This is a genomic window from Enterococcus mundtii, from assembly GCF_003957375.1.
Lineage (GTDB): Bacteria > Bacillota > Bacilli > Lactobacillales > Enterococcaceae > Enterococcus_B > Enterococcus_B spodopteracolus.
The window spans coordinates 2524118-2537500 of record NZ_CP025473.1 but is presented as its reverse complement, the minus strand read 5'-3'; the positions used below and the strand labels follow the sequence as shown (position 1 = coordinate 2537500).

The window sequence follows — 13383 nt, the reverse complement described above, 5'->3', positions numbered from 1 at the left end:
CTTCAAATCCAGTTTTGAGTGAACAAGATTTACTCAAAGATAGATAACACCAAGTGTGGTGGCGATGGCGAGAAGGATACACCTGTAACCATGCCGAACACAGAAGTTAAGCTTCTTAGCGCCGATTGTAGTGAGGGGTTGCCCCTTGTGAGAGTAGGACGCCGCCACGCTTTGTTATCTTTGGAGGTTTAGCTCAGCTGGGAGAGCATCTGCCTTACAAGCAGAGGGTCAGCGGTTCGATCCCGTTAACCTCCATATGAGCCGTTAGCTCAGTTGGTAGAGCATCTGACTTTTAATCAGAGGGTCACAGGTTCGAGCCCTGTACGGCTCATATTTTTGCGGGTGTGGCGGAATTGGCAGACGCACTAGATTTAGGATCTAGCGCCTTACGGCGTGGGGGTTCAAGTCCCTTCACCCGCATCATATGATTTATTCTATTTTTTTACGCCGGCTTAGCTCAGTTGGTAGAGCATCTGATTTGTAATCAGAGGGTCGAGGGTTCAAGTCCTTTAGCCGGCATCGTAAATACGCGGAAATAGCTCAGTGGTAGAGCACCACCTTGCCAAGGTGGGGGTCGCGGGTTCGAACCCCGTTTTCCGCTTTGCCAATGTACTACGCGCCGGGGTGGCGGAACTGGCAGACGCACAGGACTTAAAATCCTGCGGTGAGTGATCACCGTACCGGTTCGATTCCGGTCCTCGGCATTACAAATATGCGCCCATAGCTCAATTGGATAGAGTGTTTGACTACGGATCAAAAGGTTAGGGGTTCGACTCCTCTTGGGCGCGTTAGTTTTACGGGAAGTAGCTCAGCTTGGTAGAGCACTTGGTTTGGGACCAAGGGGTCGCAGGTTCGAATCCTGTCTTCCCGATTAGTAAATAGTTTCAAGGGGCCTTAGCTCAGCTGGGAGAGCGCCTGCTTTGCACGCAGGAGGTCAGCGGTTCGATCCCGCTAGGCTCCATTTCATTTAAATAATGAATACTTTTTTTCGCGGTGTAGCTCAGCTGGCTAGAGCGTCCGGTTCATACCCGGGAGGTCGGGGGTTCGATCCCCTCCGCCGCGATTATTTAAGAGCCTGGACCTTTAGCTCAGTTGGTTAGAGCAGACGGCTCATAACCGTCCGGTCGTAGGTTCGAGTCCTACAAGGTCCATAGCGACGTTGTATTTCATATTGGAGGATTACCCAAGTCCGGCTGAAGGGAACGGTCTTGAAAACCGTCAGGCGGGTAAAACCGTGCAAGGGTTCGAATCCCTTATCCTCCTTTTTTATATTATCGCGGGATGGAGCAGTCTGGTAGCTCGTCGGGCTCATAACCCGAAGGTCGTAGGTTCAAATCCTGCTCCCGCAATTAAAAACTAAAAACATTGGTTCCGTGGTGTAGGGGTTAACATGCCTGCCTGTCACGCAGGAGATCGCGGGTTCGATTCCCGTCGGGACCGCCACGCGGGTGTAGTTTAGTGGTAAAACCACAGCCTTCCAAGCTGTTGTCGCGAGTTCGATTCTCGTCACCCGCTTTTAGTTTTTATGGGCCTATAGCTCAGCTGGTTAGAGCGCACGCCTGATAAGCGTGAGGTCGATGGTTCGAGTCCATTTAGGCCCATTTATTCAAAATCTTAATGGTTTTGGGGAAGTACTCAAGTGGCTGAAGAGGCGCCCCTGCTAAGGGTGTAGGTCGGGAAACCGGCGCGAGGGTTCAAATCCCTCCTTCTCCGTTTCATTTTTATCTGGCCCGTTGGTCAAGCGGTTAAGACACCGCCCTTTCACGGCGGTAACACGGGTTCGAATCCCGTACGGGTCATTAACTTTATATTGGAGGATTACCCAAGTCCGGCTGAAGGGAACGGTCTTGAAAACCGTCAGGCGGGTAAAACCGTGCAAGGGTTCGAATCCCTTATCCTCCTTTTTTATATTATCGCGGGATGGAGCAGTCTGGTAGCTCGTCGGGCTCATAACCCGAAGGTCGTAGGTTCAAATCCTGCTCCCGCAATTAAAAACTAAAAACATTGGTTCCGTGGTGTAGGGGTTAACATGCCTGCCTGTCACGCAGGAGATCGCGGGTTCGATTCCCGTCGGAACCGTTTGGCTCGGTAGCTCAGTTGGTAGAGCAATGGATTGAAGCTCCATGTGTCGGCAGTTCGATTCTGTCCCGCGCCATACTGCGGGTGTAGTTTAGTGGTAAAACCACAGCCTTCCAAGCTGTTGTCGCGAGTTCGATTCTCGTCACCCGCTTTAGTTTTTATGGGCCTATAGCTCAGCTGGTTAGAGCGCACGCCTGATAAGCGTGAGGTCGATGGTTCGAGTCCATTTAGGCCCATTATTTTCATATTTTTACCTGGCCCGTTGGTCAAGCGGTTAAGACACCGCCCTTTCACGGCGGTAACACGGGTTCGAATCCCGTACGGGTCATCGGAGATACTTCAAGTAAGTATCTTTTTTTTGCTCTTTGACAAGTAGTGTTGGCGAGTTCAAATTGATAGAATTTCATCGAGAATCAATCGAAGTAGAAATACGCTTCGATTGATTCTTTTTGTTTTGGATCGATCTGGGATAACCTAGCCTTAGATCAAGTAAATACGGTCACAAAAATGGCAGGAATGACGGTATCTATGAGTCATTGGTTTGTTGGCCTTAATATTATTGTGTGTTCCTTCCAATTTCCCGTAACTATAAGATGTTTGGAAGGAATTTATGATCCCATTTCTATATTTAGTCGCTTTCATTTTACATTTCATACAACCAACTGTTGGTTGATTATCTAACCCTAGATGAATCAATGAAGAAACAATCGAAAAAAGAACGAATGGAAATAAATGATTTTAAGAAAAGAATTGATATGCTTGCTATGAATCTGTCTTTGAAAGAAAATGATCGCTTTTATAGCGGACTAGAAATGATTTTTACACTGTATGAAAAAATGATCCAAAATGATCAAGATACCTTTTTCATTGATAAGGAACGAAAGGCACACATTATTGAATCATTAAAATACTCGAAACAGATTTTCGAGACCAAGAAACCCATGAAGATGCAAGAATTATTACTAAACTTGAGAAGTGATGACCCCACAGACTTTCTAATTTTTCCGGCTACTTTTTCTGTGTTTGAAGAGGAACTATCTTATCATCTATATAGCAAAAGAAATAATCGATTCTTCGATTGATTTTCTTCAGGAATAAACAATAGAAATTCAGAAAGAAATCAATCACCGCAACAGAATTGAAAAATTTAATTACTCTAATCGAATAAGTAAATAATGGATTCCCTTACCTTGGTATAATACCAGTAGGCAAGCTGCACACACACTGGGAACTGCTTCGGATGAAGTTGCTATTTGTTCCTCACGAGAAAATCAATTTTTTTCTATGCTTTCTCAAGTCAAACATCAGGCAAAAGTAACAAGTAAAGATCTAACCAGAAAGCCAGCAATAAATGAACTAAAAAGGCAATAGAAAAAGAGCCAATTAAATACGTTCAATAACTGATTTTACGAACTAAAACACACGAACTCCTTCTAGTGTATTTATTCTAAAAAAGTCGTTTCCTTATCATTTTTATAACTTTCTCTTTTTTCTAAAAAGTAACAAAAAAACGAGCGTAAAATCTGTTTATCTGCTATACTTGACTCGTTGCAAGTTCCCGAGAGGATCCGTACGAACGGAGATGCCTTGTAACCGAATTTAACTAGGGGGAATCATAATTATGGTAGAAAGACATTTATTTACATCAGAATCTGTTTCAGAAGGACATCCGGATAAGGTCGCTGATCAAATCAGTGATGCGATTTTAGATGCGATCCTAGAACAAGACCCAAATGCAAGAGTAGCTTGTGAGACGTCTGTAACGACGGGGCTAGTTTTAGTATTTGGCGAAATCTCTACAACAGCATATGTGGATATCCAAAAAGTGGTACGTGAGACAGTCAAAGAGATTGGTTATACTCGTGCAAAGTTCGGCTTTGATGGTGACACTGTAGCAGTATTGGCAGCAATTGACGAGCAGTCACCAGATATCGCTCAAGGGGTGGATGAAGCACTTGAGATCCGTGACGAAAAAGAAAGAGATTTATTAGATGAAATCGGCGCTGGTGACCAAGGATTGATGTTTGGTTTTGCAGTGGACGAAACACCAGAATTGATGCCATTACCAATTGCCTTAAGTCATCGCTTAGTACGACGTTTAGCTGAATTGCGTAAATCAAAAGAATTAACATATTTGCGCCCAGATGCAAAATCACAAGTCACTGTAGAATATAATGACCAAGGACAACCAGAAAGAGTTGATACGATCGTTATTTCGACACAACATGATGATGCAGTTGATAATGCAACAATCCGCCAAGATGTCATTGAAAAAGTGATCAAAGAAGTTATTCCAGCAGAACTACTGGACGAACAAACAAAATATTATATTAACCCTACTGGACGTTTTGTGATCGGCGGACCTCAAGGAGATGCTGGATTGACAGGACGAAAAATCATTGTTGATACGTATGGTGGATATGCCCGTCATGGCGGCGGTGCTTTCTCTGGGAAGGATGCAACGAAAGTTGACCGTTCAGCAAGTTATGCGGCACGTTACATTGCGAAAAATATCGTAGCAGCAGGACTTGCTCGTAAAGTAGAAGTCCAATTGGCTTATGCAATCGGTGTCGCTCAACCTGTTTCGATCTCAATCAATACCTTTGGAACGGCAGAAGTGCCAGAAGAAGCGTTGATTGCTGCGGTAAGAGAAAACTTTGACTTACGTCCTGCGGGAATCATCGAAATGCTTGATTTGCGTCGTCCAATCTATAAACAAACAGCTGCATATGGTCATTTTGGACGTACAGATGTTGACTTGCCATGGGAAAAAACAGATAAAGTAGATGTATTAAAAGCTAGTTTAGCTAAATAATTTATGTTTGAATTGAATGTGTTCGCTGCGTGTGACGCACATCAAATGTAGACCAGTAAGCCGGGATATTCGAAAGTAGCTTATGCTACTTTTAGAGTATTTTGGCTTTTTTAGCAGAGTCGAAGTTTATTAGGCAGATGGTGCCATTTAAATAACGGAAGTTACGATAAGGAGTGGGCTTGAGAATGGAAAGAAAAACAAACGTGAAAGTCGTAACGATCTGCGTGTTCATCGCTACATTTATGACGGCGATTGAGGGGACAATCGTTACGACTGCAATGCCAACGATCGTTGGATCACTGCACGGCATGGAAATGATGAACTGGGTGTTTTCGATTTATTTATTGACGAATGCCATGTTGACACCCATCTATGGAAAGCTTGCAGATAAAGTTGGAAGAAAACCAATTTTTATTTTTGGTACGCTATTATTTATTATCGGTTCACTTTTTTGTGGGCTTTCTCAATCTATGCTTGTCTTGATTATTTCGCGGGCAATTCAAGGGATGGGTGCAGGAGCAATGATGCCAGTCGCATTGACGATCATTGGCGATTTGTACACGATTGAAAAACGAGCAAAAGTGTTAGGGTTGAATAGTTCAGCTTGGGGAATCGCTAGTGTGTTTGGTCCATTAGCTGGTGGGTTTATTGTGGAAGCATTGAGTTGGCACTGGATATTCTTTATCAATGTGCCGATCGGGTTATTACTGATGTTACTGATTTGGCTCTATCTCAATGAACCAAAAACAACTCGTGAAGCGAAACCGATGGATCTTAAAGGTAGTTTTAGTTTGATGTTTACGTTGGTTTTACTGTTACTAGGTTTTCAATTACTAGGTGATCAAGGGCTGACACCATTTGTGTTGGCATTATTGATAGGGAGTGTTTTATTCTTTTTCTTATTCTTGTTCGTCGAAAAACGAGCAGAAGATCCTGTCATCATGCTTCACCTATTTAAAAACCCGCTTTTTGTCGTTGTGAATGCGGCAGCAGCTTTAGCAAGTGGCTTTTTAATGGGGATCGATGTCTATATCCCAATGTGGATGCAAGGAGTTTTAGGACTTAATGCGGCAATTGGTGGATTAGTTTTGGCACCACTTTCTCTTGTTTGGATGGTTGGTTCGTTCTTAGCAAGTAAGTGGATGACCCAGATGACCACCTATCGAGTGTTACGTATCGGGTTGTTCATTACCATTATCGGTGGTGCAGGACTTTGGTTGATGCCATTTCAAAGTAATTTTTTATGGTTCTTCCTGATTTCAACGATCATCGGTGTCGGCTTAGGGATTACAATGACAACATCGACTGTCAGCGCACAAAACAGTGTACCTTCAGAACAAATGGGTGTTGCCACTTCGTTTAATACGTTAGTTCGCACCATTGGGCAAACAGTGATGGTCGCAGTTTTTGGATTATTGATCAACCGGATCACGCAAGCCGAACTTGCTGCCAAACAATTGACAGACGATCCGGATATCATGAACAAATTAGTCAATCCACAAACAGCAAAAATGATTGATGCAGAAATATTAACACCATTACGAGAAATTTTGTATCATGGGTTACACCAAGTCTATCTGGTAGGCTTATTATTAGTCATCATTGCGCTAGGGCTAACATTTTTAATTCGTCAAAAAAATGCTACAATAAAAGAATACAAGTAAATTTACAGATTGTTATCAGAAAAATGATCTGAATAAAGTAAAGAAGGCGAAAAACATATGGCATTTATTCAAGCAAATGTTTATTCAAACGTATTAGAAATGGAAGTCAATCTAAATGTGATCTTACCTCAGACAACCAAAAAAGTGATTGGGACAAGTACGTCGGCAAATATGACGGATGTTCCAGTGCTTTACCTGTTACATGGTATGGGAGGTAATCATAGTGTTTGGCAACGACGGACTTCCATTGAAAGGTATGCGGCGGATTACGGGTTAGCCGTCATCATGCCATCAACGGATTTAGGTTGGTACACAGACACAACGTATGATATGAAGTACTGGACGTTTATCTCAGAAGAATTACCAGAAATCTGTCACGAATTATTCCCACAACTGACAACGAAACGAGAAAAAACGTATGCAGCCGGTCTTTCAATGGGTGGATATGGTGCGTTGAAATTAGGGTTAGCAAAGCCCGAACGTTTCTCAGCTATTATTTCTCTCTCAGGTGCGGTGTCGGTTGGTAATCGAATGGATGACTTATTGATGATCCGTCAAGCCAAGTTCTGGGAAGGGATTTTTGGTCCACTAGATAGCATTCAAGGTTCAGTAAATGATCCAGCTTACCTTGTTGAAACCTTAGCAAAAAGTGACAAAGAACCACCACGTATGTATCTTGCTTGTGGTGAATCCGATTTTCTCTATCAAGCCAACCAAGAAATGGCAGAAATTTTAAAAGAAAACAACATCGATGTGACATTTGAACATGGTCCTGGAGAACATGATTGGATTTTTTGGGATCAATGGATCCAACGAGCTCTCGCTTGGTTGTTCAATAAAAGGAGCTGACAACTTATGGAAGAAACAAAGTATTGCAAAGACTCGATGGTTATCCAAACACATCGGATCTTTCCCTTTGATTTGAATCCATTTGGGTATCTTTTTGGAGGGAAACTAATGACAATGATCGATGATGCAGCATCGATTTCGGTCACCCGTCATTGTCGCAGAGGAGCAGTCACTGCTTCTTTAGATAGTTTAAATTTTTTGAAGCCTCTGCATGAAAATCATTCCGTTTGCGTGGAATCTTATGTGTCAGGTGCCCATAAGAAATCAATGGAGGTTTTTGTGAAAATCATCGGTGAAAACTTAACGACAGGTGAACGCTATTTGGCTGCTACTTGCTTTACGACATTCGTTGCGGTTCCTTCACATATGAACCTTGAAAAAGAATTTACGGTGCCACATGTCATTCCTGAATCAGCAGAAGAACAATTAGTCTGCAAGGGATATGATGAAAGACGTACTACGAGACAGCAGGAGAGGACAGCCTATAAAGAATTTGCCGCTAATTTATCTTTAGATCTTCCTTGGACAAGAGAACGAGAATAAGTCTACTTATGAATGGTAGAAGAAATGTAGAAGTGATCGATCAAGATCACTTCTTTTTTATTGTGGCGAGCAAGATAAGTGCTAAACGGATTGGAAATAAGCATAATAAAGAAGAATTCTATAACGTACCTTTTATAGTGAGAGGAAGATAAACTCAAGAAGAAAGAAGGTGTATTTAAAAACAGATACTTTAAAGTTTCTTTCTATTATAAAAGTAGTTCCAGCGTTAAAAAATTACAGGTTGATTTCTTTTTTCAAACATGGTAAATTGTTAGTCGGTCTATTTTTACGAATTATAAAATAGGACGATTTATTATAAAAAAAGAGAGGTGTAAGTCACAAATATGAAGCTTATTTTAAAACATGCAAAAAACTATCGATTAGCTGTTTTTGTTTCTTTGCTTTCTGTCGCACTTATGGTGACAGCTACGCTTTGGCAACCTAAGTTGTTGCAACAAGTATTAGAAGCAATCATCACGGAAGACAGCGATGAAATGCGTACGATTGGCATTTCTTTGATTAGTTTAGCACTCCTAGGTTTAGCAGCTGGAGTCACGAACACGATATTTTCTGCTAAAGTCGCACAGGGTGTCAGTGCAGATATCCGGGAGGAAGCATTTCGCAAGATCCAGACCTTCTCATTTGGTAATATTGAACAGTTTTCTGCTGGAAATTTAGTGGTGCGCTTAACGAACGATATTACGCAGATCCAAAACTTAGTTATGATTTCTTTGCAATCTTTGTTCCGTATCCCGTTTCTGTTTATTGGTGCATTTATTCTTGCGATGGCAACAATGCCTCAGTTGTGGTGGATCATCGTTCTTTTGATCGTTACTGTATTCTTGATCACAGCGCTGTCCTTTACACGTATGGGCAAGCACTTTATGATCATCCAAAAACTGATCGATAAAGTTAATAGTATCGCAAAAGAAAATCTAATGGGGATTCGAGTAGTCAAATCGTTTGTCCAAGAAGAAAATCAGTTGAATGAATTTAGTAAAGTCAGTGAAGATTTAACGAAGCACAATATCATTGTTGGAACATTATTTTCAGTCATGATCCCTCATTTATGTTAGCTGCGAACTTAGCTGTGGTGGGAGCAATCTTCTTCGTCAGTGATCTTGCAAAAGATGATCCAACTCTGATTGGTGGTATTGCTTCATTTATGAACTATTTGATGCAGATCATGATGGCGATCATCATCGGCGGTATGATGATGATGATGACCTCAAGAGCCGCTGTTTCCTTGAAACGGATCAAAGAGATCTTAGATACTGAACCAGATTTAACTTATCTAGATGTACCTGAACAAGAATTGACTGGTTCTGTTCGTTTTGAAAACGTGTCTTTCCGTTATCCTGGTGATGATGCAGACACACTCAAAAATATCACTTTTTCGATCGAGCCTGGTGAAATGATTGGTATTGTTGGGGCAACCGGAGCAGGAAAGTCAACTTTAGCACAATTGATTCCACGCTTGTTCGATCCAACGGAAGGGAAAGTAGAAGTTGGTGGTGTTGATCTACAACAAGTGAATGAACACAGTTTAAGAAAAACCGTCTCGTTTGTGTTACAAAAAGCGATTCTTTTTTCAGGCACGATTGCCCAGAATCTACGTCAAGGGAACAAGAATGCAACAGAAAAGGATATGGAAAATGCTTCTTCTATCGCTCAAGCCAAAGAATTTATCGAGAAATTAGCTGATCGTTATGAAGCACCAGTCGAAGAACGTAGTAGTAACTTTTCTGGTGGACAAAAACAACGTTTATCTATCACACGTGGTGTGATCGGTCAGCCAAAAATCCTGATTCTAGATGACAGTACCAGTGCATTAGATGCTCGTTCAGAAAGACTGGTTCGCGAAGCCCTTGATCGTGAGTTAAAAGACACGACAACGATCGTTATCGCTCAAAAGATTGCTTCTGTTGTCAAAGCAGACCGCATCTTGGTACTAGATGAAGGGAAACTAGTGGGTGAAGGAACGCATGAAGAACTCGTTGCAAACAATCAGGTATATCAAGAGATTTTTGAAACTCAAAAAGGAACGGAGGAGTAGCCATGACTGATTTGATTAAAGCAAGTAAGTTTTTCTATCATTATTTAAAGCGGTACAAGGTTTCCTTCTTCTTTATCTTTATTACTGTGATTGCAGCAACTTACTTACAAGTAAAAGCACCTCAATATATCGGGGAAGCTTTCCAAGAATTAGCAAATTATATTACTGCTTTGATGCAAGGTGTCGATGATAAAAGCAATTTCCTTTCGATTATTTGGAAGCTTTTGATGTTTTATGTTTTAGCCAGTGCGGCAAATTTTATTTACAGTATTTTATTTACACAAGTGGTTGGAAAATCAACGAACCGGATGCGTATTGGATTATTCAATAAATTAGAAAAATTAACGATCCGCTTTTTTGATTCCCATCAAGATGGGGAGATTCTTAGTCGCTTCACTAGTGATTTGGATAATATCCAAAATAGTTTGAACCAGGCACTTCTTCAAGTGATCACGAATGCGGTTCTATTAGTTGGTATCTTGATCATGATGTTCCGCCAAAATGTCCAACTTGCTTGGGCGACGATTGCTTCTACACCGGTCGCGATTTTGATTGCTGTCCTAGTCATTCAAAAAGCCCGCAAATATGTCGACATCCAACAAGATGAAGTCGGTAAATTGAATGGTTATATGGATGAAAAGATCAGTGGTCAACGCGTGATCATCACGAATGGTCTGCAAGAAGAAACAATCGAAGGCTTCTTAGCTCATAATCAAACTGTTCGTGAAGCAACATTTAAAGGACAAGCATACTCAGGGTTGCTTTTCCCAATGATGCAAGGCATGTCTTTAGTTAATACCGCGATCGTGATTTTCTTTGGTGGATGGTTAGCGTTGAATGGTGATTTGGAACGTTCAGTAGCGCTAGGATTAGTAGTTACTTTCGTCCAATATTCTCAACAATATTATCAACCATTGATGCAAATTTCTTCTGGCTACAGTATGATCCAGTTAGCGATCACTGGAGCGCGAAGACTGAATGAAATGTTTGCTGAAAAAGATGAAGTGAAACCACAAAACGGCAAACCGTTTGCAGGGATCGAAAAGGGCTTATCGTTGACGAATGTTGATTTTGGCTATAGTCCAGAGAAATTAGTCTTAAATGATGTTTCTATTGATGTGAATAAAGGCGAGATGGTTGCTTTAGTAGGCCCAACTGGTTCAGGTAAGACAACGATCATGAACTTGTTGAATCGCTTCTATGATGTGAACGGTGGCTCTGTGAGCATTGACGGAACAGATATCCGCGAGTATGATTTAGACGAATTGCGTCGACATGTCGGCATTGTTCTACAAGAATCCGTTCTATTTTCTGGCACGATCCGAGACAATATTGTCTTTGGTAAACCAGATGCAACGGATGAAGAAGTAGTTAGCGCAGCGAAACAAGCAAATATCCATGACTTTATCCAGACGCTCGAACATGGCTATGATACCCACGTCTCTGAGGAAAATAATTTGTTCAGTACGGGGCAAAAGCAATTGATCAGTATCGCGCGAACAATCATCACGAATCCAGACCTATTGATTTTAGATGAAGCAACAAGTAACGTGGATACAGTAACTGAAGCAAGAATCCAAAAAGCAATGGATGAAGCGATCAAAGGTCGGACAAGTTTCGTGATCGCCCATCGCTTGAAGACGATCCTGAACGCTGATCGCATCGTTGTTTTACGTGATGGCAAAGTGATCGAAGAAGGAAACCATCATCAATTATTAGCAGAAGATGGTTTCTATGCAGAGTTGTATCATAATCAGTTTGTGTTTGAATAGGTGGTGGGAGAGAACGAATGTCTCACGCCCGTCATTGTGTAACGAATGTTCAAATGGAAGTCGAAAAGCACCAAATCAAGAAGCCCTTGGTTTGGTGTTTTTCATGTAATGCAGTCTGATTGGCGTTTTTGGATGAATCCAAACATGAACCTTGGAAAATTAGCAAGGCTAATATACTTATGTAACAAAAGTTATGGCAAATAGTTTTCAGTTATTGGAAAGTGAATCTGTGATTTCTTATTAAGCCAGGTTAATGATTTTAGGAACCATGACTATGTAAAATAAAAAGAACTTAATCAAGTATTCCTCTTGATAATCGTTTGATCAATAGAAGTGACGATGAATTTCTATTCTAAATACACAGACACACTGGAATATTAATTGTATTATAGTATAATGTATTCAACAAAGAACAGGTTCATATTAAGAGCAAAAACCACTAGCTGGCGGGCTAGTGGTTTTCTTTTACGTTTCAATAGGACCTAACAGGTAGGCTTACTGTCTTTTTTGGCAATTCTACAATCAAACCATTTGCAGATGTAATGAGCGGTTACTTCTGCCGTGATTACAAAGATAAAATCAAAGAATAGATTCATGAGTACATCTTACTTCCCTTGTCCGAAACAGACAGAAAAAATTTTATAGCGCATTTGAAATCTCCAATTTTAGATGAGGTGGCTATTCGTTTATTGAGGTGAGGTAGTTTTTTTATAAAAATAAATCAGAGAATATATAGTATGAAGTTTTTTTAAAAGAAAAAAGAAAAAATCCCGATATTCTAAAGTTGATATAATTAATTATAGCAGAATAACTATTAATACATCATTTAGTTGCATGCCCATGCATAATGAACTCATCCTAACTTCACTTGCATATAAATAGGAAGACTGCATGCCATACTTATATAAATATAAAAATGAGGAGGATAAAACTAAATCTAGTTTGAGCGTTAGTAGGAGTAGTTGGAATGTTCCATGCAGTAAAAATGAAAAATGTGTTAAAGAAAGAAGGGAACTTAAGATGTGGAGAGAAAAGCAATTTAGTAAAGTAATCGATTTGATTAGTGTTATAGCAATCACTCTGATATTGATATTTTTCATGCCAACTAAAATTGTAGAAGCGTAACCGCTAGTAGAAGCAGATGATTCTGCCGTTCTTGTAAAAGAAGAAGGAGGTAGTGGAGTAGAATTTGACTTATCAAAAAACATGGTACAGACTAAAGAGATACATTTGGCAAGTGGTACAACAGCGAAAATTGTTGCTGAACCAGTGTTTGATAACCATTTACGTTTAGGTAATGGAGTATGGAATATCTGTTATTATTCAGTAATCTTTAATTGCGGCTTTAATATTAGAGTAAGTAGTAATAGTATTAGTATTAGTAGTGCTTATGATCCTTGGTACTATCATGTGGGGGTTAGTGTGAAATCTAGTTCATTGAAAAGAGATAGCACAAAACAAGCAACTTATTATTTTGAGTTTGGAACTCCGATATGGGATTTTGGCGGATGGAGTGGCTGGTTAAGAGCATCAATTAATAGCTCAAATAATTTGGTCGTAACTGTTAAATAGGATGGGGGCTCTAGGAATAATAATAGCCATCAT

At 40.6% G+C, this 13383-nt stretch carries 6 protein-coding genes, 25 tRNA genes, 1 rRNA gene, 2 pseudogenes and 1 riboswitch; all 34 genes and pseudogenes read left to right on the top strand.

The features are described from left to right. The first annotated feature begins 54 nt into the window (after window positions 1-54). Window positions 55-170: ribosomal RNA gene (gene rrf, locus CYK55_RS12380) — 5S ribosomal RNA — on the top strand. Window positions 171-182: 12 nt separating this feature from the next. Next, window positions 183-255: transfer RNA gene (locus tag CYK55_RS12375), tRNA-Val, on the top strand. Window positions 256-258: 3 nt separating this feature from the next. Continuing rightward, window positions 259-331 (top strand) — tRNA-Lys (locus CYK55_RS12370). Window positions 332-338: 7 nt separating this feature from the next. Beyond that, window positions 339-420 (top strand) — tRNA-Leu (locus CYK55_RS12365). Between the two features lie 26 nt (window positions 421-446). Next, window positions 447-519, top strand: a tRNA-Thr gene (locus tag CYK55_RS12360). Between the two features lie 10 nt (window positions 520-529). Continuing rightward, window positions 530-601 (top strand) — tRNA-Gly (locus CYK55_RS12355). A gap of 17 nt (window positions 602-618) precedes the next feature. Continuing rightward, window positions 619-704 (top strand) — tRNA-Leu (locus CYK55_RS12350). Window positions 705-714: 10 nt separating this feature from the next. Next, window positions 715-788: transfer RNA gene (locus CYK55_RS12345), tRNA-Arg, on the top strand. Window positions 789-797: 9 nt separating this feature from the next. After that, window positions 798-871, top strand: a tRNA-Pro gene (locus tag CYK55_RS12340). Between the two features lie 17 nt (window positions 872-888). After that, window positions 889-961, top strand: a tRNA-Ala gene (locus CYK55_RS12335). 28 nt (window positions 962-989) lie between these two features. Then, a tRNA-Met gene (locus CYK55_RS12330) sits at window positions 990-1063 on the top strand. 14 nt (window positions 1064-1077) lie between these two features. Continuing rightward, window positions 1078-1151 (top strand) — tRNA-Ile (locus CYK55_RS12325). Window positions 1152-1173: 22 nt separating this feature from the next. Further along, window positions 1174-1263: transfer RNA gene (locus CYK55_RS12320), tRNA-Ser, on the top strand. Between the two features lie 12 nt (window positions 1264-1275). Further along, window positions 1276-1349, top strand: a tRNA-Met gene (locus tag CYK55_RS12315). Window positions 1350-1367: 18 nt separating this feature from the next. After that, a tRNA-Asp gene (locus CYK55_RS12310) sits at window positions 1368-1443 on the top strand. Between the two features lies 1 nt (window position 1444). Continuing rightward, a tRNA-Gly gene (locus tag CYK55_RS12305) sits at window positions 1445-1515 on the top strand. A 12-nt stretch (window positions 1516-1527) separates the two neighbouring features. Beyond that, window positions 1528-1601, top strand: a tRNA-Ile gene (locus CYK55_RS12300). A gap of 24 nt (window positions 1602-1625) precedes the next feature. Beyond that, window positions 1626-1713 (top strand) — tRNA-Ser (locus CYK55_RS12295). Between the two features lie 14 nt (window positions 1714-1727). Then, window positions 1728-1799 (top strand) — tRNA-Glu (locus tag CYK55_RS12290). Window positions 1800-1812: 13 nt separating this feature from the next. Continuing rightward, window positions 1813-1902: transfer RNA gene (locus CYK55_RS12285), tRNA-Ser, on the top strand. A 12-nt stretch (window positions 1903-1914) separates the two neighbouring features. Further along, window positions 1915-1988: transfer RNA gene (locus CYK55_RS12280), tRNA-Met, on the top strand. 18 nt (window positions 1989-2006) lie between these two features. Then, window positions 2007-2079 (top strand) — tRNA-Asp (locus CYK55_RS12275). A 3-nt stretch (window positions 2080-2082) separates the two neighbouring features. After that, a tRNA-Phe gene (locus tag CYK55_RS12270) sits at window positions 2083-2155 on the top strand. Window positions 2156-2159: 4 nt separating this feature from the next. Then, a tRNA-Gly gene (locus CYK55_RS12265) sits at window positions 2160-2230 on the top strand. Between the two features lie 11 nt (window positions 2231-2241). Beyond that, window positions 2242-2315 (top strand) — tRNA-Ile (locus CYK55_RS12260). A 20-nt stretch (window positions 2316-2335) separates the two neighbouring features. Next, window positions 2336-2407, top strand: a tRNA-Glu gene (locus tag CYK55_RS12255). Window positions 2408-2774: 367 nt separating this feature from the next. After that, window positions 2775-3161: a hypothetical protein gene (locus tag CYK55_RS12245; protein ID WP_126134372.1), complete on the top strand. Its 387-nt coding sequence runs from the start codon at window positions 2775-2777 to the stop codon at window positions 3159-3161. A 461-nt stretch (window positions 3162-3622) separates the two neighbouring features. Continuing rightward, window positions 3623-3703: riboswitch (SMK box riboswitch) on the top strand. Next, complete coding sequence (gene metK / locus CYK55_RS12240) at window positions 3701-4894, top strand: methionine adenosyltransferase (RefSeq protein ID WP_034689797.1); 1194 nt, start codon at window positions 3701-3703, stop codon at window positions 4892-4894. It overlaps the preceding riboswitch by 3 nt. Window positions 4895-5079: 185 nt before the next feature. After that, entirely contained in the window at window positions 5080-6558 is a 1479-nt protein-coding gene (locus tag CYK55_RS12235) for an MDR family MFS transporter (RefSeq protein ID WP_034689793.1), read from the top strand. Between the two features lie 57 nt (window positions 6559-6615). Continuing rightward, window positions 6616-7407 carry an alpha/beta hydrolase gene (locus CYK55_RS12230; protein ID WP_034689792.1) on the top strand — a complete coding sequence of 264 codons (792 nt, stop codon included), beginning with the start codon at window positions 6616-6618 and terminating at the stop codon, window positions 7405-7407. 6 nt (window positions 7408-7413) lie between these two features. Further along, window positions 7414-7950, top strand: coding sequence for an acyl-CoA thioesterase (locus CYK55_RS12225; protein ID WP_034689791.1), 537 nt, complete (start codon window positions 7414-7416; stop codon window positions 7948-7950). A 344-nt stretch (window positions 7951-8294) separates the two neighbouring features. After that, window positions 8295-10006, top strand: a pseudogene (locus CYK55_RS12220) (ABC transporter ATP-binding protein). 2 nt (window positions 10007-10008) lie between these two features. Continuing rightward, the gene (locus CYK55_RS12215) at window positions 10009-11778 is read left to right on the top strand and encodes an ABC transporter ATP-binding protein (protein WP_023520486.1); all 1770 of its coding nucleotides are present in this window, start codon (window positions 10009-10011) and stop codon (window positions 11776-11778) included. Window positions 11779-12981: 1203 nt separating this feature from the next. Then, window positions 12982-13350 (top strand): annotated as a pseudogene (locus tag CYK55_RS12210) (DUF5626 family protein); the annotation flags it as partial. Between the last annotated feature and the right edge of the window lie 33 nt (window positions 13351-13383).

What these genes read in the sequence shown, in the direction of transcription:
- CYK55_RS12215 (WP_023520486.1), top strand. Translation starts at nt 10,009, where the DNA reads ATGACTGATTTGATTAAAGCAAGTAAGTTTTTCTATCATTATTTAAAG.
- CYK55_RS12235 (WP_034689793.1), top strand. Translation starts at nt 5,080, where the DNA reads ATGGAAAGAAAAACAAACGTGAAAGTCGTAACGATCTGCGTGTTCATC.
- CYK55_RS12225 (WP_034689791.1), top strand. Translation starts at nt 7,414, where the DNA reads ATGGAAGAAACAAAGTATTGCAAAGACTCGATGGTTATCCAAACACAT.
- CYK55_RS12245 (WP_126134372.1), top strand. Translation starts at nt 2,775, where the DNA reads ATGAAGAAACAATCGAAAAAAGAACGAATGGAAATAAATGATTTTAAG.
- CYK55_RS12230 (WP_034689792.1), top strand. Translation starts at nt 6,616, where the DNA reads ATGGCATTTATTCAAGCAAATGTTTATTCAAACGTATTAGAAATGGAA.
- metK (WP_034689797.1), top strand. Translation starts at nt 3,701, where the DNA reads ATGGTAGAAAGACATTTATTTACATCAGAATCTGTTTCAGAAGGACAT.